Origin of the sequence: Gordonia sp. HS-NH1, assembly GCF_001418765.1 — a bacterium.
Taxonomy (GTDB): Bacteria; Actinomycetota; Actinomycetes; order Mycobacteriales; family Mycobacteriaceae; genus Gordonia.
Genome location: NZ_LIYC01000002.1, coordinates 312,345 through 328,679, shown reverse-complemented (window position 1 = coordinate 328,679; position 16,335 = coordinate 312,345). Strand labels below are relative to the sequence as shown.

Sequence of the window (16,335 nt, the reverse complement as noted above, 5' to 3'; positions counted from 1 at the left end):
TCAGGCCGGGAACGGCCCGAACACCTGCGTCCACTCGTCGATGCGGATGGCATCGACGGCCTGATGTGCCTGGAACGGGTCGTTCGCCAGGAACGCCTCGGCTGCCTCGAGGTCGGCTGCCCGGATGACGATGAGTGCGCCCGAGCCGTCGGGGTAGGGGCCGGCGATCAGCACGTTGCCGGCCGAGTGCTCCTCGGCGAGCCACTCGCGGTGCAGCGGCCGGTGCTGATCGCGCAGCGCTGCCTTGGCGGGGCGGTAGGTGTACTGCACGGCGAAGAACGGCATTGTCACTCCTGCTCGATGGTTGCCAGCATCCTGGTGTTGCCCAGGGTGTTGGGTTTGACATAGCTGAGGTCGAGGAACTCCGCGACGCCGGTGTCGTAGGACCGGCACATCTCCTCGAAGACCTCCCGCGTGACGGGAGTGCCCTGGATCTCGACGAAGCCGTGCCGCCCGAAGAAGGCCGTCTCGAAAGTCAGCACGAAGACACGGGAGAGCTGGAGATCGCGCGCGACCGCCATGAGGCGGTCGACGAGGAGGTGGCCGACGCCCCGCCCGGCGTGCGCGCTGTCGACGGCGACGGTGCGGACCTCGCCGAGATCGGCCCAGAGCACGTGCAGCGCACCGCAACCGACGACCACCCCGCCGACGTCGGCGACCCAGAACTCCTGGACGGACTCGTAGAGCGTGACGAGATTCTTCTCCAGGAGGATCTTGCCGGCGTACTGATCGATCAGTTCCTTGATCCGCGGGACGTCGGAGGTGCGCGCACGACGGATGACGACGTGTTCGGCGGGGGACATGGGAAATCACCTTAGTCCTGTCCGCCGCGGGCGCTCGTCGGCGCGACGCGGACCGCGTCGTCGGCACCGACGCGTGCGCGCTGGGCCGACCTGTGCACCGCGTCCCCGGGGCCTGCCGATACCCTGATGGGCGTGTACATGAGAACCGCCCTGAACTGCGGCACGACGCCGCGATCGGGGGCGGGTTCATGACCGACCGGATCAGGCGGGCCGTCGACGAGAAGGGTATCGCCAACGTCGGCCGCGGGCCCGATCACATCACCGACCCGGTCGACCCGGTTCCGGTGGTCAACATCGCCAACGCGCTCACGGTGTTCCGGATCATCCTGGTCCCGGTGTTCCTCGTGGCGCTGTTCATGGATTCCGGCGAGTCGACGCTGTGGCGCGCGGTCGCGACGATCGTCTTCGGCGTCGCCGCGCTGACCGACCGCTACGACGGGATGATCGCCCGACAGCGTGGCCTGATCACCGACTTCGGGAAGCTGGCCGACCCGATCGCGGACAAGGCACTCATCGGCGGCGCGCTCGTCGGACTCTCGACGCTCGGCATCTTGCCGTGGTGGGTGACCGTGGTGATCGTGGCGCGCGAGTTGTGGGTGACCGCGCTGCGCTTCTGGGTGTTGCGGCACAAGGTGATCCCGGCCAGCCGGGGCGGCAAACTGAAGACCCTGCTGCAGGCGCTGGCCATCGGCCTCTATCTGCTCCCGCTGGGCGGCCCGTGGCAACTCGCCGCCGACATCCTCATGGGACTCGCGGTCGTGGTGACCATCTACACCGGGCTCGACTACACCTGGCAGGCGATCAAGGTCCGGTCCGACAGCGCTGATCGGCGACCCCGACCGTCTGAGCCGCCTCGACGTCCTGTGGGAGGAACCGGCGGCGGTCGCTGAGTTCGACTATCGTCGACCAGACGGTACTGCGAAGGCCCAGCGGTGTCGCGGGAACTCGTCGACGCCGCGGAGCGTTGGGTAGGGAAGCAGACGCGCCGCCGTGAGGTGGGCGCGGCGAGATGTGCAGTAGGGAGGAGACTCGATGGCGAAGCTCTTACGCGAGGCGCTCGGCGACAGCCTGCGTCGGGTCCGCACGCAGCAGGGCCGAACCTTGCGCGAGGTGTCCACCGGAGCGCGAGTGAGCCTGGGGTACCTCTCGGAAGTCGAGCGCGGCCAGAAGGAGGCGTCGAGCGAACTGCTCGCCGCGATCTGCGACGCTCTCGACGTGGAGATCGCCGACCTGCTCCTCGACGTCGGCAGTGCGATGCGTCCGGCGGGTGCCGAACCGGTCGTGGTCGGTGCCGAGCCGATGGGCGAGGCCACCGGGGTGGACGCGGTCGAAGCCGGACTCACCGCCACGAAGGTCGTCATCCCCGCTCCGGCCGGCAGGCGCGACGCCACGGCTCTCGCGGCTGCCTGACCCCCGACCCGTCCGAAGGACGCCGGTTGCACCATCCGAACGACGACACCGATTCAACGGGGACTCACAGACGCTAGATTGGTCACCAGAGTTCTCAGACCCCGGAATGGAGTACGACGAGCATGGCGAACCCGTTCGTGAAGTTGTGGCGCTACCTCTCAGCACTCGGCAACGCGAAGATCGACGAGCACGCTGACCCGAAGGTGCAGATCCAGCAGGCGATCGAGGACGCCCAGCGTCAGCATCAGGCGTTGTCGCAGCAGGCGGCATCGGTGATCGGCAACCAGCGCCAGCTCGAGATGAAGCTGAACCGGCAGCTCGAGGACATCGAACGGTTGCAGGCCAACACGCGGCAGGCACTGACTCTTGCCGACCAGGCCGCCGCCGCGGGCGACACCCAGAAGGCGACCGAGTACACCAACGCCGCCGAGGCGTTCGCGGCCCAGCTGGTGACCGCCGAGCAGAGCGTGGAAGACCTCAAGTCGCTGCACGATCAGTCGCTGCAGGCCGCGGATCAGGCCAAGAAGGCCGTCGAGCGCAACGCGATGATCCTGCAGCAGAAGCTGTCCGAGCGTTCGAAGCTGCTCAGCCAGCTCGAGCAGGCGAAGATGCAGGAGCAGGTCTCGGCCTCGCTCAACCAGATGAGCGAACTGTCGGTGCCCGGCAACACGCCGAGCCTCGATCAGGTTCGCGACAAGATCGAGCGGCGCTACGCGAACGCGCTCGGCTCGGCCGAACTCGCCAAGAACTCCGTCCAGGGTCGCATGCAGGAGGTCGAGCAGGCCGGGGTCCAGATGGCCGGGCACTCCCGCCTCGAACAGATCCGCGCCAGCATGCGCGGTGACGCGCTGCCCTCCGCCGGTGCCACCGCACCCGGCCTGCAGAAGCCCGCGACCCAGGCCGCGCCGCCGACCACCGAACCACCCCAGCAGAACTGACGCATCCCGGACGCGCGCACGGTGAACCCGTGCGCGTCGCGATAGTCGCCGGTTCCGATGCCGGGCACGCATTCCCGGCCTTCGCACTGGCCGAACGGTTCCGCGCGGCCGGCGATGCGCCGACCGTGTTCACCTCCCTCGGATGGTCGGATGCCGCGCGACGCCGGGGCATCGACATCGCCGATCTCCCCGGATTACGTGCGGAGGACTCCGACGACGACACCGACGCGGGCGCCAAGCTGAGCGTCCGCGCCGCGCGCATGGCCCGGCAACTGGTCGAACCACTGCGTGCGACAGGCACCGAGGTCGTCATCTCCGACGTCATCACGGTCGGCGGCGGCTGGGCGGCCCAGCTGTGTGGCCTGCCGTGGATCGAGCTGTCGCCGCACCCGCTGTACCGGCCGTCCCGGGGACTCCCGCCGATCGGTTCCGGACTCGAACCGGGCCGCGGCGTCGGCGGTCGGCTGCGGGACACGCTGATGCGGGCCGCCACCGCATCCTCGATCCGGCAGGGCGAACGGCAGCGCCGTATCGCCCGTCGTTCCATCGGACTGGGCGAGCTCGACGCGGAACCGTCGGCGCGTCTGATCGCCACCCTGCCCGGGCTCGAGGTGTCGCGTCCGGACTGGCCGGCGGACGCCCATCTCATCGGCCCGCTGGTGTGGGAGCCGACCGACGAGCTCTTCTCCGTACCACCCGGCGACGGCGACAGTCCTCTCGTCGTCGTCGCACCGTCGACCGCGCACACCGGTGCCGCCGACATGCTCGGCGTGGCGCTCGACGCGCTGTCGCCGGGGTCGCTGGGCCGGACGGTTCGGGTGGTGGTCTCCGGGCTGCGGAGCCCCGCCGACGCCGATCTCGCGCGGTTCGACGGTGAGCTGATCACCGCCGGGCCGGGCAGGCAGGACGAGGTGCTCACGCACGCGGATGTGCTGATCTGCGGCTCCGGGCACGGGATCCTCGCCAAGGCGATGCTGGCCTCGGTGCCGGTCGTGGCAGTGCCCGGCGGGGGCGATCAGTGGGAGCTCGCCACTCGTATCCGACGTGCCGGCGCGGGCCGGGTGGTGCGCCCGGTCACCACGGCCGCCGTCGCCGAGGCCGTGCGCGCGGTGCTCGACGATCCGGCGCATGCACGTGCGGCGGGTGTGATCGGGGACTCGGTGACCGACGTCGTCGACCCGGTGGCGGTCGCGCGCCGCGTCGTGGGGTCGTCACCTAGGCTGGACCCGTGCGTCTGACCGAGTTCACCGAGCTGATGACCGCCGAATTCGGTGTGCCCTCGGCGGATTCGATCCTGACCGATCACATCCTGATCGATGTCGGCGGACGCACCGGCGCCCAGGCGATCGACGACGGGGTCGACCCGCGCGACGTCTGGATCGCGATCTGCCGCGACTTCGACGTGCCGCGCCATCGCTGGTGACACGCCCCGCGTGTCACACTTGCCATCGAACAGGTGTTCGTCCATTCTGGTGGCCAGAGGTGAACATCAGACGGAACCGCACGGGCCGCGTCTGCGTCTGAAGAGTTGTCGGACCCACCGGCTACCTTCATCCCATGAACGCCCGGACCGCACAGACCGCCCGCCGGAAATCCGGCTCACAACCGAGGAGAACTCCCATGGCACCTGCGCCCCAAGACCGCGAGAAGGCTCTCGACCTCGCCCTCGCGCAGATCGACAAGAATTTCGGCAAGGGCTCGGTGATGCGGCTCGGCGAGGAGACCCGTCAGCCGATCGAGATCATCCCCACCGGATCGATCGCCCTCGACGTCGCCCTCGGTATCGGCGGGCTGCCCCGCGGCCGCGTCGTGGAGATCTACGGTCCGGAGTCCTCGGGTAAGACGACCGTCGCCCTGCACGCGGTGGCCAATGCTCAGGCGCAGGGCGGCATCGCCGCGTTCATCGACGCCGAGCACGCACTCGATCCCGACTACGCCGCCAAGCTCGGCGTCGACACCGACGCGCTCCTGGTGTCCCAGCCCGACACCGGTGAGCAGGCGCTCGAGATCGCGGACATGCTGATCCGTTCCGGCGCGCTCGACATCCTGGTCATCGACTCGGTGGCCGCGCTGGTCCCGAAGGCCGAGATCGAGGGCGAGATGGGCGACAGCCACGTCGGTCTGCAGGCCCGTCTGATGAGCCAGGCGCTGCGCAAGATGACTTCCGCGCTGAGCCAGTCGAAGACCACCGCGATCTTCATCAACCAGCTGCGCGAGAAGATCGGCGTCATGTTCGGTTCGCCCGAGACCACCACGGGCGGAAAGGCATTGAAGTTCTACTCCTCGGTGCGCCTCGATGTCCGTCGGATCGAGACCCTGAAGGACGGAACCGAGGCGGTCGGAAACCGCACGCGCGTGAAGGTCGTCAAGAACAAGGTCGCGCCGCCGTTCAAGCAGGCCGAGTTCGACATCCTCTACGGCCAGGGCATCAGCAAGGAGGGTTCGCTGATCGACATGGGCGTCGCGGAGGGCTTCATCCGCAAGTCCGGCTCGTGGTTCACCTACGAGGGCGATCAGCTCGGCCAGGGCAAGGAGAACGCCCGTAAGTTCCTGCTCGAGAACATCGACATCCGCGACGAGATCGAGAAGAAGATCAAAGAAAAGCTGGGCATCGGCGCCACAGTCGACGCCGATGACATCGCCCCGGCTCCGGTGGAGTTCTGAGGCAGGTCTTGAGCGAGGCATCGGACCCCGAGCAGACGCGCAGGCGTCGGGACAGCGATCCCGACCGCAAGGGACCCAGCGCATGGGACTCGGCACTGCGGCTGCTCGGGGTCCGTGCGCGTTCTCGCAACGAGATGCGGGAACGGTTGATGCGCAAGGGTTTCGAGGCCGACGTCGTCGATGAGGTGATGGCCCGCCTGGAGCGGCACAACCTGCTCGACGACGAGGAGTTCGCCTCCGAGTGGGTGCGGTCCCGTCACCTCAACTCCGGCAAGGGACGTCTGGCGTTACGGCACGAGCTGCGCACCAAGGGCGTCGACGAATCGATCATCTCCGAGGCGCTCGCCGACATCGACCCCGACGATGAACGGACCATCGCGTCCGGGCTGGTGGCCCGCAAACTCACGCCCTCGGTCGTCGACCGCATCGGTGATGATCGCGCCGAACGCGACAAGGCCATGCGCCGGCTCGTCGGGATGCTGGTGCGGCGCGGCTACTCCCAGTCCCTCGCCTTCGAGGTCGTCGGGGAGGCGCTCAGCGCGCTACGCAGCGGCTGAGCGCCTCGGGTCACCTACCGGTCGGCAGGTTCTCCGACGCGGCGAGTTCCGTCGCCTCCGGGTCCGCGGTCGGTCCGGACGATCGGCGCCCCTGCCGAAGCCGGCGTTCGAGAGCGGTGGCGAAGGTCGAGAGCCCGAAGTTGATCAGGATCATGATGATGGCGACGACGATCAGCGCGGGGATGTAGTTGCCGTAGCGCGATGCCGAGAGCAGGCCGCTGCGCACCACCTCGGAGTACCCGATGATGTAGCCCAGTGCGCTGTCCTTCAACGCCACGACCATCTGCGAGATCAGGGCAGGCATCATCGCGGTGATCGCCTGTGGCAGAAGGACGATACGCATCATCTGGCTCTTGCGCAGACCCAGCGCCATCGACGCCTCGGTCTGTCCCTTGGGCAGCGAGTTGATACCCGACCGCAGGATCTCGGCCATGACCGACCCGTTGTACAGGGTGAGGCCGGTGACCACGGCCGCGAATGCCAGTGCCGACGACGGGAAGATGCCGTAGATGGCGAACAGGAACCAGGTGAACACCATCAGGATCAGCACCGGGATGGCGCGGAAGACCTCGACGAACAACCCCGCGAGGGTCCGCACCCACAGATGGTCGGAGAGCCGGCCGATGCCGAGGACGGCACCGAGCAGCAGCGACAGCACGATGGACACCGCTGCGGCCGCCAGGGTTCGCCACAGTCCCGGCAGGATGTAACCGGTCCAGGTGCTCCAGGTGACGAACGGCGACCACTTCTCCGCGGTGAACTGTTCGTTGGCGGCGAGGACGGCGATCACATAGATCGCGATCGCGGCCAGAATCGCGAGAAAGCCGATGGCCAGCAGGCGATTTCGAGCCCGGGCGCGTGGCCCCGGGACGTCGTAGAGGACGCTCGAGTCGGCGCTCATCGTTTCACCGCCAGTCGCTTGGCGAGGTAGCCGAAGACGGCACCCTCGCTGAGTGTGATGATCATGAATCCGACCGCGATGACGCCGAAGATGACGAACAGCTGATCGGAGTAGGTCTCGATCTCGGTCTTCATCAGCGCCGCCGCCTCGGCGACGCCGATCACCGACGCGACCGTGGTGTTCTTGGTGAGCGCGATCAGGACGCTGCCCAGCGGGCCGATCACCGACCGGATCGCCTGCGGCAGCACGATGATCCCGAAGACCTGGGTGAACGACAGACCGAGGGACCGAGCGGCTTCGGCCTGGCCGAGCGGGACCGTGTTGAAGCCCGACCGCAATGTCTCACAGACGAACGTCGAGGTGTACAGGACGAAGGCCAGCACGGCGAGCCAGAAGTTGTTCGACTCGATCGTCGGCGCGAACGTGAGTCCCAGGTTCTGGTACAGGCCGATCGCACAGAACAACACCACCAGTGTCAGCGGTGTGTTGCGGACGATGTTCACATAGACCTCGGCGAACCCGCGCATCACCGGCACGGGGGAGACCCGCATGGCCGCGAGGATCGTGCCCCAGACCAGCGAGCCGATCGCCGAGTAGAAGGTCAGCTGGATGGTCACCCAGAAGGCGGGCCACAGCTCTGGACCCATGCTCTCCCACAGAGAGACGTCATTCATCGGTTGCTCCGTCGTTCACTGGAGCCCGGGCGGGCACGGTGTGGAGGGCGAGTCGAGGAAGTCGAGGTCGCCGGGGTCGGGCAGGTACGGGAACTTCGAGTCCGGCCGGTCCGCGCGGGCGATGATCTCGTCCACGTACGGGTTGCCGAGTGCCTTGCGCAGCGCGGCGTTCCACGCGGACTCGCCGTCGACCGCAGGCGCGAGCATGGCGTCGAGAGCCTTGTTCACGGCCTCCTGGGACGCGGTGTCGTCCAGGGCGAGCCCCACGCCGTAGCGCTCGGTCGAGAACGGGCTGCCCGCGGTCTTCAGGGCATCCTTGACGCAGGCGTCCTTGAGGTAGGTCATCTCGACGAGCTTGAACTCGCCCTCCCAGAAGTTGGAGTAACCGGCCAGGATCGCCTCATCGGTGGTCACCGCGTCGACCTTGTCGCGGCGCAGCGCCTCGACGCACGCCGAATAGGAGTCGTATTCCTGCAACTGGACCGCGGGCAGCTGTGCCTTCACGTTCTGCGCCGGCGTCGAGCCGGTCACCGAACAGAGCTTCTTGCCCTTGTCGAGGTCGGCGAGCTGGTCGATCGAGGTGTCGTCGGCGCGCACCATCAGACCCTGGTAGGTGACGAGATACGGGCCGCCGAAGGACACCTTCTTCGAGCGGGCGGCGTTGATCGAGTACGTCGCCGCGATCAGGTCGACCTCGCCGTTGTCGATCATCGCCTCGCGTCGTGCCGACGGCGTCTCGCGCCAGGTGACCTCCGGATGGGGGACACCGAGGTCGTCGGCGATGTGGTTGACGACATACCGCGACACCGAGGCGTCGAATCCCTCGACGTTGCCGTCCGGTTCGTACAGACCGAGACCCGGCTGATCGAACTTCACGCCCAGCACGACCGAGCCCTCGCGGATGGAGTCGAGCAGGTTGCGGGGTTCGGTGCTGCCACACGCCGACAGCACGGTGGCGAGCAGCGCGCCGACTGCCAGGATCAACCCGGCCGTGCGTACCTGTCTCATGTCAGTGCCCCAGGATCTTGCCGAGGAAGTCCCGGGCGCGATCGGTCGAGGGATTGCTGAAGAAGGTCTCCGGGTCGGAGTCCTCGATGATCGCCCCGTCGGCCATGAAGATGATGCGGTCGGCGGCCTTGCGCGCGAAGCCCATCTCGTGGGTCACCACCACCATCGTCATGCCCTCTTTCGCGAGGGACACCATCACGTCGAGCACCTCGTTGACCATCTCCGGGTCGAGCGCGGAGGTCGGCTCGTCGAACAGCATGATCTTGGGGTCCATCGCCAGCGAGCGGGCGATCGCCACCCGCTGCTGCTGGCCGCCGGAGAGCTGGGCGGGATACTTGTCCTTCTGACTGGCGATGCCGACCCGCTCGAGCAGTTCGAGCGCGCGCTTGCCGGCCTCGTCCTTGCTCTTCTTGCGCACCTTGATCGGTGCGAGGGTGACGTTGTCGAGAATCGTCTTGTGCGAGAAGAGGTTGAAGGACTGGAAGACCATGCCGACATCGGCTCGGAGCCGGGCGAGATCCTTGCCCTCGGCGGGCAGGACCTCACCCTCGACGAGGATCTCACCGCCGTCGATCGGCTCGAGGCGGTTGATCGTGCGGCAGAGGGTGGACTTGCCCGACCCGGAGGGTCCGAGGACCACCACGACCTGACCGGCGGGGACCTCGAGATCGATGTCCTTGAGGACGTGCAACGACCCGAAGTGCTTCTGCACCCCGCGCATCGTGATCATCGGCTCGGACCCAGGGTCCGCGGACTTCCTCGGCGAAATGGTCATTGCCGAACCCTATCCGCCGACCTGCGTACGGGTGTCCTGTGGGAGTCGATTTGCCTGCGCCCCGTACCCTCGTAAGGGTGAGTATCGAGTTGTCGGATCGGCCTGAGCAGGCAGCACCCGCCGCGCGTAGCTATCAGGTTCGCACCTACGGCTGCCAGATGAACGTCCACGATTCCGAGCGGATCGCCGGTCTCCTCGAGGACGCGGGGTACGTGCGCGCCGCCGAGGACGACGCCGCCGATCTCGTCGTCTTCAACACCTGCGCGATCCGCGAGAACGCCGACAACAAGCTGTACGGCAACCTGTCTCATCTCGCGCCGGTCAAGTCGGACCGGCCGGGCATGCAGATCGCCGTCGGTGGATGCCTCGCCCAGAAGGACAAGGACACCGTGCTGTCGCGGGCGCCGTGGGTCGACGTCGTGTTCGGCACGCACAACATCGGATCGCTGCCCGCGCTGCTCGATCGTGCCCGCCACAACGACGCCGCCCAGGTCGAGATCCTCGATGCGCTCGAGCGGTTCCCGTCGACCCTTCCGGCCAAGCGGGACTCCGCCTACTCGGGCTGGGTGTCGGTGTCGGTCGGGTGCAACAACACCTGCACGTTCTGCATCGTGCCGTCGCTGCGTGGCAAGGAGGTCGACCGCCGGCCGGGTGAGGTGCTCGCCGAGGTGCAGGCCCTCGTCGACCAGGGCGTCGTCGAGGTGACCCTGCTCGGCCAGAACGTGAATGCCTACGGCATGTCCTTCGCCGACCCCGACCAGCCCCGCAATCGCGGTGCCTTCGCCGAGCTGCTGCGCGCGTGCGGTGACATCGAGGGGCTCGAACGCGTCCGGTTCACCTCCCCACATCCCGCCGAGTTCACCGACGATGTGATCGAGGCGATGGCGCAGACGCCGAACGTGTGTCCGCAACTGCACATGCCGCTGCAGTCCGGGTCGGATCGGATCCTGCGTGCGATGCGCCGCAGCTACCGGCAGACGAAGTTCCTGGGCATCCTCGACAAGGTCCGCGAGGCCATGCCGCATGCGGCGATCACGACCGACATCATCGTCGGGTTCCCCGGCGAGACCGAGGAGGACTTCCAGGCCACCCTCGACGTCGTGGAGCGGGCCCGCTTCTCGAGTGCGTTCACCTTCCAGTACTCGCCTCGCCCCGGCACCCCCGCCGCGACGATGGCCGACCAGGTCCCGCCCGACGTGGTCGCCGACCGCTACCGCAGGCTCATCGCGTTGCAGGAGCGGATCTGCCTGGCGGAGAACGAGGCACTGGTCGGGACCGAGGTGGAGTTGCTCGTCGTCGCCGACGAGGGGCGCAAGTCGGCGAAGACACAGCGCATGACCGGCAGGGCCCGCGACGGCCGGCTGGTGCACTTCGCACCTGGCACGGCGTCGGGCATCCGCCCCGGCGACATCGTGCACACGCAACTCACCGCGGCCGCGCCGCACCATCTGATCGCCGATTCAGGCGTCCTCGCGCATCGCCGGACCCGCGCAGGTGACGCGCACGAACAGAGCCGCACCCCTACCACCGCGCCCGTCGGCGTCGGGCTCGGACTGCCGGGGGTCGGTGCCCCCGCTCCGGTGCCGGCCGACGCCGGTTGCGGCAGTGCCTGTGGCAGCTGACCATCATTTCGAAGTGAGGCGATGACCATGTCCGACCCCGATAAGAAGCCCGAGCCCGAGAGCATCTCCGGCCCCGAGAACAAGGCCGACACCGAGAAGTCGACGTTCGCGGAGTACGAGAGCGACCTGCGCAAGGCCGAACGCCGGGTGGCCGGCGAGATCGATCCGGGAGCACGGGCGGTCGTCGTCGCCGTGGCCGTCGTCCTCGCCATGGTGTCGATGGTGTTGCCGCACACCGGATCGGTCACCGGCCTCGACGTCCTCACCTTCACGCCCGAGGCGGCCGCCGAGCGCGTCACGATCGTGTCGAGGATCTTCGTCTACCTGGTGACGATCTTCGGAATCGTCGTCTCGATGCTCGCGCTGCTGACCCGGCGCTGGTTCCTGGCCTGGATCGCCCTGTGCGGGTGCGCCATCGCGTGCGTCGCCGGGATGCTGGCGTGGTGGTCGCGCAACACCCCGGGCGTCGGCGGCATCGAGCCGCCGTCGGGCGTCGGCATCGGTCTCGTGCTGGGCTGGATCGCGGTCTTCGTGCTCACGTTCCACTGGTCGCGCGTGGTGTGGGCCCGGAGCTCCTACCAGCTCGCGCTCGAGGACGAACGGCGTCGCCAGGCCGCCGAGCAGGAGGCCTACGCCGCGGCGCTCTACCACAAGAAGCCACACCAGCCCTGACCCGGCGAACGCCGGTCCGGCTCAGCGGTCGGTGACGGCGTTCTCCGCGGCGTCGGCCCACTCGCGCCACTGCGCCGCCTGGTCGCGTAGCTTCGCGGCGTCGCGGTCCTTGCCGCGTTCGGCGGCCTTGCGTGCCTGGTCCTCGAGCTGAGCGGCGCGGTCGGCGAACTGCGCCGCACGCGCCAGCGCCTCGGGATCGGTGCGCTGCCACTGCGCGTCCTCGGCGTCGCGGATGCGCTTCTCCAGCGCCCGCGCACGGGCCTCGAGGCTGTGCATCTGGTCACGTGGGACCTTGCCGAGTTCGTCCCACTGGTCGCGGAACGACCGGAACTCGCGCCGGGCGGCGTCGAGGTCGGCAGCCGGGTCGATGGCCTTCTCGGCGGCGTCGAGCAGCGCGATCTTGGCGGTCGCATTCGCGCTGAACTCCGCGTCGCGTTCCGACGACGCCGCGTTGCGAGCTCCGAAGAACACGTCCTGGGCGGCCTTGAACCGCTGCCACAGTGCCTCGTCGGTGTCGCGCGGTGCGCGGCCGGAGGCCTTCCACTCGGCGAGCAATTCCCGGAACTTCGCCGAGGTCGGACCCCAGTCGGTCGAGCCGGACAGTTCCTCGGCTCGCGCGATCAGCGCCTCCTTGCGTTCCTTCGCACCGGCGCGCTCCCGATCGAGTTCGGCGAAATGCGCACCGCGCCGGCGGTTGAAGGCGTCGCGCGCCTTCGCATAGCGCTTCCACAGCGCGTCGTCGGTCTTGCGGTCGACGCCCTTGATCGACTTCCACTCGTCGAGGATCTCGCGCAGGCGGTCGCCGGCACTCTTCCAGTTGGTCGCGTCGGCGCCGATCTGTTCGGCCTCGGTGGCGAGGACTTCCTTGCGGGCGACGGCATCGGCCCGGGTCTTCTCGCGTTCGGCGCGGATCGTCTCGGCCACCTCATCGGCGCTGCCGACGATGGCCTCGAGCCGGCGCTGCAGCGCGGCGACGTCACCGATGACGTGCGCGTTGGGCAGCCCTTCGAGCAGGTGCTTGGCGGCGCCCTGCGCCTTGCGCGGATCGCCCGACCGTGCGGTGAGCCGTTCCTCGAGGATTTCGACCTCGGTGGCGAGATCGTCGAACCGGCGTCCGAAGTGCGCGAGTCCCTCTTCGACCGTGCCGGCCTGCCACGAACCGATCTCACGTTCCCCGTCGTCGGTCTTCAGCCACACGACACCCGATTCGTCGATCCGGCCGAAGCGGTGCGGATCGGCGGTGACGAGGTGCGTGACGACCGGCTCTGACGCGACGCCCGGTCGCGGACCGGGTTTGGGGCGCGGACCGGGTTTCGGTGAGGGCGGCGGTGCGCTCTGGCTTGTCGGCTGGCTTGCCGACGTTGCCTCCGTATCGGGTGACGTTCCGGTCGGGGCTGACGATTCGGTCGCGGGTGCCGATTCGGTCGGGTTGGTCATCTGCACGTGTCCTGCCGCTCTGTGGTGCCGCGCGTCACGGCTGCCGGTCGCTGGAGTCGATCCTCGCTGGGCATCCGATGCCCCGCGATCGCCGACGAGTACCGTTCCATTCAAGCAGTTCAGGCCCGTCGATGTGGCGTCCGTGCCGAGTTTGTGGGTCGCGGAGCGAGCGGGCCGAAAGTTCCGGCGCCGGGAGCGGAGCGAGCGGGCCGAGTGTCACGGCGCCGGGAGCGGAGCGAGCGGGCCGAGTGTTCTCGACTAGCGTCGTGGTGTGCTTGTGGCCGTCGTCTTCGTTCCGAGTGCTCCGCTGCTCGTTCCCGAATTGGCCGGTCCGGCCGCGTCCGACACCGAACCGGTGCGTCGGGCCGTGCTCGACGCGGTCGCAGGCGTGGGCGAGCTCGGTGTCGACCGATGGGTGGCTCTGGGGACCGCCGACGAGGCGACCCCCGGCAGCGTCGGCGAGCCGGTGCGAGGGACCTTTGCGCGTTTCGGTGTCGACATCCCCGTCATCACGGACACCGAAGCCACAACGGAAACGGCGGTCGACGGCGCGACGCGCCGGATGAGCCTGTCGGTCCTCATCGCCGGCTGGGTCGCCCAGCGGATGTCACTCGGCCCGCTGCGCGTGTGCAGCGTCGGGTCGACGACGCCGCCCGCGGACTGCGTGGCGCTGGGTACGGAACTGTCCGCGCGCCTCGACGACGCGACCGAGCGGGTCGGGGTCCTCGTGGTGGGTGACGGATCGACCGCGCTGACGGACAAGGCCCCCGGCGGGGGTCGTCGGGAATCCGCCGTGGAGCTGAACGACGCGGTCGTCGTCGCGCTCGCTTCGGCGGACACGACTGCGCTGGCGGCGCTCGATCCGCAGGAGTGCGATGCCGAGGGCGTCGGTGGCCGGGTCGCGTGGCAGGTGGCGGCCGGGCTCGTCGCTGACCGGCCGGTCCGGGCGGAGCTCGACTTCGCCGACGCGCCCTTCGGGGTCGGGTACGTGGTCGCGAGGTGGACCGTCGAGAACGGCAAGCGCCGGTGAGTACGCCGCCCGTGCCCATCGCGGTCGTCGGCCCCACGGCCGGTGGCAAGTCCGACCTGGCCCTCGACCTGGCCGAACGGCTCGGCGGGGAGATCGTCAACATCGACGCCATGCAGCAGTACCGCGGTATGGACGTCGGGACCGCCAAGCTCCCGCCCGGTGAGCGCCGCGGCATCCCGCACCATCAGCTCGATGTGCTCGACGTGACCGAGGTGGCGACCGTCGCGCGCTATCAGGAGGCCGCACGCGCCGACGTCGACCGGTTGCGCGCCGCGGGGCGGGTTCCGGTGATCGTCGGCGGATCGATGATGTACGTCCAGGGACTCCTCGACGACTGGCAGTTCCCGGCGACCGACCCCGAGGTCCGCCGACGCTACGAGGACATGCTCGACGAGCGGGGAGTGGGCGCGATGCACCGGTTGCTCGCCTCGGTCGACCCGGCCGCTGCGGCGACCATCCTCGACACCGACGCTCGCCGTATCGTGCGGGCGCTCGAGGTGGTCGAGTTGACCGGTGCGCCCTTCTCCGCGTCACAGCCCGTGATCGGCGAGCCGCGCTGGGGCACGATCATCCTCGCCCTCGACCGGGACACCGAGGAACTCGACGACCGGATCCGGCGGCGCACTCGGGCGATGTTCGAGCAGGGCCTCGTCGACGAGGTGGAGGATCTCTGTTCCCGCGGTCTGCGGGAGGGACGCACCGCGTCCCAGGCCATCGGCTACAAGCAGGTGCTCGCGGCCCTCGACGGCGAGTACGACCTCGCGCAGGCCGAGGAACTGACGTTCATCGGCACCCGGCGGTATGTCCGTCGGCAGCGGTCGTGGTTCCGGCGCGATCATCGGGCCGTGTGGCTCGACGCCGCCGCACCCGACCTCCTCGACCGAGCGCTGCGTGTCGTCGACCCCGACGCCCCGTAGGCTGTTCAGCGTGACTTCCGCCCCGCAGAGCAGTGCGCGCGACGGCCTGCCTTTCGTCAAGGGCCATGGCACCCAGAACGATTTCGTGATCCTCGCCGACCCGGACGCCGCTCTCGCGCTCGACGCCGAGATGGTGGCCGCGCTGTGTGACCGGCAACGAGGGATCGGGGCCGACGGATTGCTGCGCGTCGCACGCTCGGATGCCCTGCTCGCCGCCGGCGTCCTCGACGCCCTGCCCGACGGGGTGTCGGCCGACGACTGGTTCATGGACTACCGCAACGGCGACGGCTCGGTGGCCGAGATGTGCGGCAACGGGGTACGCGTGTTCGCGCACTTCCTGCGAGCATCGGGACTCGTCGACACCGACACGTTCCCCGTCGGTTCCCGCGCGGGCGCCCGGGGAGTCACCATCCATTCGTTCGACGCGGTGCACGCCGAGGTCACGGTCGAGATGGGCGTGGCACGCCTGGACGGATCGTCGGTGGTCCGCATCGGCGACGACATCTATCCCGGCGCGATGGTCGACGTGGGCAACCCCCACCTGGCATGTGTCGTCGCGGACATGACCCCGGCCGACCTCGAGGCGGTCGACTTCGGCGCCGGCGTCACCATCGAGGCCGACGACTTCCCCCACGGCGCGAACGTCGAATTGCTGACCCCGCCCGTCGAGGGCCCCGATGGGGGTCTGAGCGCGCGGATGCGGGTCTTCGAGCGGGGCGTCGGCGAGACGCGCAGCTGTGGGACCGGGCTGGTCGCGGCGGCGCGGGCGGCGCTCGACGCCCGTGGCGCCGATGCGGGGGAACTGCGCATCGGCATCCCCGGCGGTGAGGTCACCGTGACGATCCGTCCCGACGGATCGACCCTGCGCGGACCGTCGATGCTCGTCGCCGACGGGGTGCTGCGGCCCGGCTGGGCGCGCTGAGCACG

The 16,335-nt window shown here is 68.9% G+C and carries 19 protein-coding genes; 12 read left to right on the top strand and 7 right to left on the bottom strand.

The features are described from left to right. Entirely contained in the window at nucleotides 1-285 is a 285-nt protein-coding gene (locus AMD30_RS03340; RefSeq protein WP_004021860.1) for a YciI family protein, read from the bottom strand. 2 nt (nucleotides 286-287) lie between these two features. Then, nucleotides 288-803, bottom strand: a complete 516-nt coding sequence (locus AMD30_RS03335; protein WP_055474694.1) for an amino-acid N-acetyltransferase — start codon at nucleotides 801-803, stop codon at nucleotides 288-290. 188 nt (nucleotides 804-991) lie between these two features. Between AMD30_RS03335 and pgsA the strand changes: the two genes are divergently transcribed. The 7 genes from pgsA to AMD30_RS03300 all read left to right on the top strand — a co-directional run bounded on the left by pgsA (nucleotide 992) and on the right by AMD30_RS03300 (nucleotide 6,372). After that, nucleotides 992-1,693 carry a CDP-diacylglycerol--glycerol-3-phosphate 3-phosphatidyltransferase gene (gene pgsA / locus AMD30_RS03330; RefSeq protein ID WP_010840836.1) on the top strand — a complete coding sequence of 234 codons (702 nt, stop codon included), beginning with the start codon at nucleotides 992-994 and terminating at the stop codon, nucleotides 1,691-1,693. 142 nt (nucleotides 1,694-1,835) lie between these two features. Continuing rightward, a complete protein-coding gene (locus AMD30_RS03325) occupies nucleotides 1,836-2,213 on the top strand; it encodes a helix-turn-helix domain-containing protein (RefSeq protein WP_010840837.1) in 378 nt (125 codons plus the stop codon). A gap of 122 nt (nucleotides 2,214-2,335) precedes the next feature. Continuing rightward, entirely contained in the window at nucleotides 2,336-3,151 is an 816-nt protein-coding gene (pspA, locus tag AMD30_RS03320) for a phage shock protein PspA (protein ID WP_010840838.1), read from the top strand. A 29-nt stretch (nucleotides 3,152-3,180) separates the two neighbouring features. Then, entirely contained in the window at nucleotides 3,181-4,389 is a 1,209-nt protein-coding gene (locus tag AMD30_RS03315) for a glycosyltransferase (protein WP_055474693.1), read from the top strand. Further along, the gene (locus tag AMD30_RS03310; RefSeq protein ID WP_055474692.1) at nucleotides 4,380-4,574 is read left to right on the top strand and encodes a DUF3046 domain-containing protein; all 195 of its coding nucleotides are present in this window, start codon (nucleotides 4,380-4,382) and stop codon (nucleotides 4,572-4,574) included. The genes AMD30_RS03315 and AMD30_RS03310 overlap by 10 nt, the downstream gene beginning before the upstream one ends. A gap of 197 nt (nucleotides 4,575-4,771) precedes the next feature. Continuing rightward, complete coding sequence (gene recA / locus AMD30_RS03305) at nucleotides 4,772-5,815, top strand: recombinase RecA (RefSeq protein ID WP_055474691.1); 1,044 nt, start codon at nucleotides 4,772-4,774, stop codon at nucleotides 5,813-5,815. A gap of 8 nt (nucleotides 5,816-5,823) precedes the next feature. Continuing rightward, complete coding sequence (locus AMD30_RS03300; RefSeq protein WP_055474690.1) at nucleotides 5,824-6,372, top strand: regulatory protein RecX; 549 nt, start codon at nucleotides 5,824-5,826, stop codon at nucleotides 6,370-6,372. Nucleotides 6,373-6,382: 10 nt separating this feature from the next. On the opposite strand, the gene AMD30_RS03295 is transcribed toward AMD30_RS03300, so the two are convergent. The 4 genes from AMD30_RS03295 to AMD30_RS03280 are packed head-to-tail and all read right to left on the bottom strand — an operon-like array spanning nucleotide 6,383 to nucleotide 9,685. Continuing rightward, nucleotides 6,383-7,273, bottom strand: coding sequence for an amino acid ABC transporter permease (locus tag AMD30_RS03295; protein ID WP_014926543.1), 891 nt, complete (start codon nucleotides 7,271-7,273; stop codon nucleotides 6,383-6,385). Then, nucleotides 7,270-7,947 carry an amino acid ABC transporter permease gene (locus tag AMD30_RS03290; RefSeq protein WP_010840844.1) on the bottom strand — a complete coding sequence of 226 codons (678 nt, stop codon included), beginning with the start codon at nucleotides 7,945-7,947 and terminating at the stop codon, nucleotides 7,270-7,272. The genes AMD30_RS03295 and AMD30_RS03290 overlap by 4 nt, the downstream gene beginning before the upstream one ends. Nucleotides 7,948-7,962: 15 nt before the next feature. After that, nucleotides 7,963-8,955 carry a glutamate ABC transporter substrate-binding protein gene (locus AMD30_RS03285; RefSeq protein ID WP_055474689.1) on the bottom strand — a complete coding sequence of 331 codons (993 nt, stop codon included), beginning with the start codon at nucleotides 8,953-8,955 and terminating at the stop codon, nucleotides 7,963-7,965. A 1-nt stretch (nucleotide 8,956) separates the two neighbouring features. Next, entirely contained in the window at nucleotides 8,957-9,685 is a 729-nt protein-coding gene (locus AMD30_RS03280; protein ID WP_197282737.1) for an amino acid ABC transporter ATP-binding protein, read from the bottom strand. A gap of 134 nt (nucleotides 9,686-9,819) precedes the next feature. Between AMD30_RS03280 and miaB the strand changes: the two genes are divergently transcribed. Then, nucleotides 9,820-11,352 carry a tRNA (N6-isopentenyl adenosine(37)-C2)-methylthiotransferase MiaB gene (gene miaB, locus AMD30_RS03275; protein ID WP_055474728.1) on the top strand — a complete coding sequence of 511 codons (1,533 nt, stop codon included), beginning with the start codon at nucleotides 9,820-9,822 and terminating at the stop codon, nucleotides 11,350-11,352. Nucleotides 11,353-11,373: 21 nt separating this feature from the next. Then, nucleotides 11,374-12,024 carry an Rv2732c family membrane protein gene (locus AMD30_RS03270; protein ID WP_231632631.1) on the top strand — a complete coding sequence of 217 codons (651 nt, stop codon included), beginning with the start codon at nucleotides 11,374-11,376 and terminating at the stop codon, nucleotides 12,022-12,024. A 21-nt stretch (nucleotides 12,025-12,045) separates the two neighbouring features. Here AMD30_RS03270 and AMD30_RS03265 read toward each other — a convergent pair whose 3' ends face one another. Beyond that, the gene (locus AMD30_RS03265; RefSeq protein ID WP_197282731.1) at nucleotides 12,046-13,461 is read right to left on the bottom strand and encodes a DUF349 domain-containing protein; all 1,416 of its coding nucleotides are present in this window, start codon (nucleotides 13,459-13,461) and stop codon (nucleotides 12,046-12,048) included. A gap of 277 nt (nucleotides 13,462-13,738) precedes the next feature. On the opposite strand from AMD30_RS03265, the gene AMD30_RS03260 reads away from it, so the two are divergent. The 3 genes from AMD30_RS03260 to dapF are packed head-to-tail and all read left to right on the top strand — an operon-like array spanning nucleotide 13,739 to nucleotide 16,330. Then, nucleotides 13,739-14,491, top strand: a complete 753-nt coding sequence (locus tag AMD30_RS03260) for a hypothetical protein (RefSeq protein WP_055474686.1) — start codon at nucleotides 13,739-13,741, stop codon at nucleotides 14,489-14,491. After that, the gene (miaA, locus tag AMD30_RS03255; protein ID WP_055474685.1) at nucleotides 14,488-15,408 is read left to right on the top strand and encodes a tRNA (adenosine(37)-N6)-dimethylallyltransferase MiaA; all 921 of its coding nucleotides are present in this window, start codon (nucleotides 14,488-14,490) and stop codon (nucleotides 15,406-15,408) included. Before AMD30_RS03260 ends, miaA begins: the two co-directional genes overlap by 4 nt. 10 nt (nucleotides 15,409-15,418) lie before the next feature. Continuing rightward, nucleotides 15,419-16,330 (top strand): diaminopimelate epimerase, encoded by a 912-nt coding sequence (dapF, locus tag AMD30_RS03250; RefSeq protein ID WP_055474726.1) that lies wholly within the window; start codon nucleotides 15,419-15,421, stop codon nucleotides 16,328-16,330. Nucleotides 16,331-16,335 lie beyond the last annotated feature (5 nt).

Excerpts from the sequence above, each read along its gene's own strand:
- AMD30_RS03340 (WP_004021860.1), bottom strand. The coding sequence starts at position 285 with ATGCCGTTCTTCGCCGTGCAGTACACCTACCGCCCCGCCAAGGCAGCG.
- AMD30_RS03335 (WP_055474694.1), bottom strand. The coding sequence starts at position 803 with ATGTCCCCCGCCGAACACGTCGTCATCCGTCGTGCGCGCACCTCCGAC.
- pgsA (WP_010840836.1), top strand. The coding sequence starts at position 992 with ATGACCGACCGGATCAGGCGGGCCGTCGACGAGAAGGGTATCGCCAAC.
- AMD30_RS03325 (WP_010840837.1), top strand. The coding sequence starts at position 1,836 with ATGGCGAAGCTCTTACGCGAGGCGCTCGGCGACAGCCTGCGTCGGGTC.
- pspA (WP_010840838.1), top strand. The coding sequence starts at position 2,336 with ATGGCGAACCCGTTCGTGAAGTTGTGGCGCTACCTCTCAGCACTCGGC.
- recA (WP_055474691.1), top strand. The coding sequence starts at position 4,772 with ATGGCACCTGCGCCCCAAGACCGCGAGAAGGCTCTCGACCTCGCCCTC.
- AMD30_RS03295 (WP_014926543.1), bottom strand. The coding sequence starts at position 7,273 with ATGAGCGCCGACTCGAGCGTCCTCTACGACGTCCCGGGGCCACGCGCC.
- AMD30_RS03290 (WP_010840844.1), bottom strand. The coding sequence starts at position 7,947 with ATGAATGACGTCTCTCTGTGGGAGAGCATGGGTCCAGAGCTGTGGCCC.
- AMD30_RS03285 (WP_055474689.1), bottom strand. The coding sequence starts at position 8,955 with ATGAGACAGGTACGCACGGCCGGGTTGATCCTGGCAGTCGGCGCGCTG.
- AMD30_RS03280 (WP_197282737.1), bottom strand. The coding sequence starts at position 9,685 with ATGATCACGATGCGCGGGGTGCAGAAGCACTTCGGGTCGTTGCACGTC.
- AMD30_RS03270 (WP_231632631.1), top strand. The coding sequence starts at position 11,374 with ATGACCATGTCCGACCCCGATAAGAAGCCCGAGCCCGAGAGCATCTCC.
- AMD30_RS03265 (WP_197282731.1), bottom strand. The coding sequence starts at position 13,461 with ATGACCAACCCGACCGAATCGGCACCCGCGACCGAATCGTCAGCCCCG.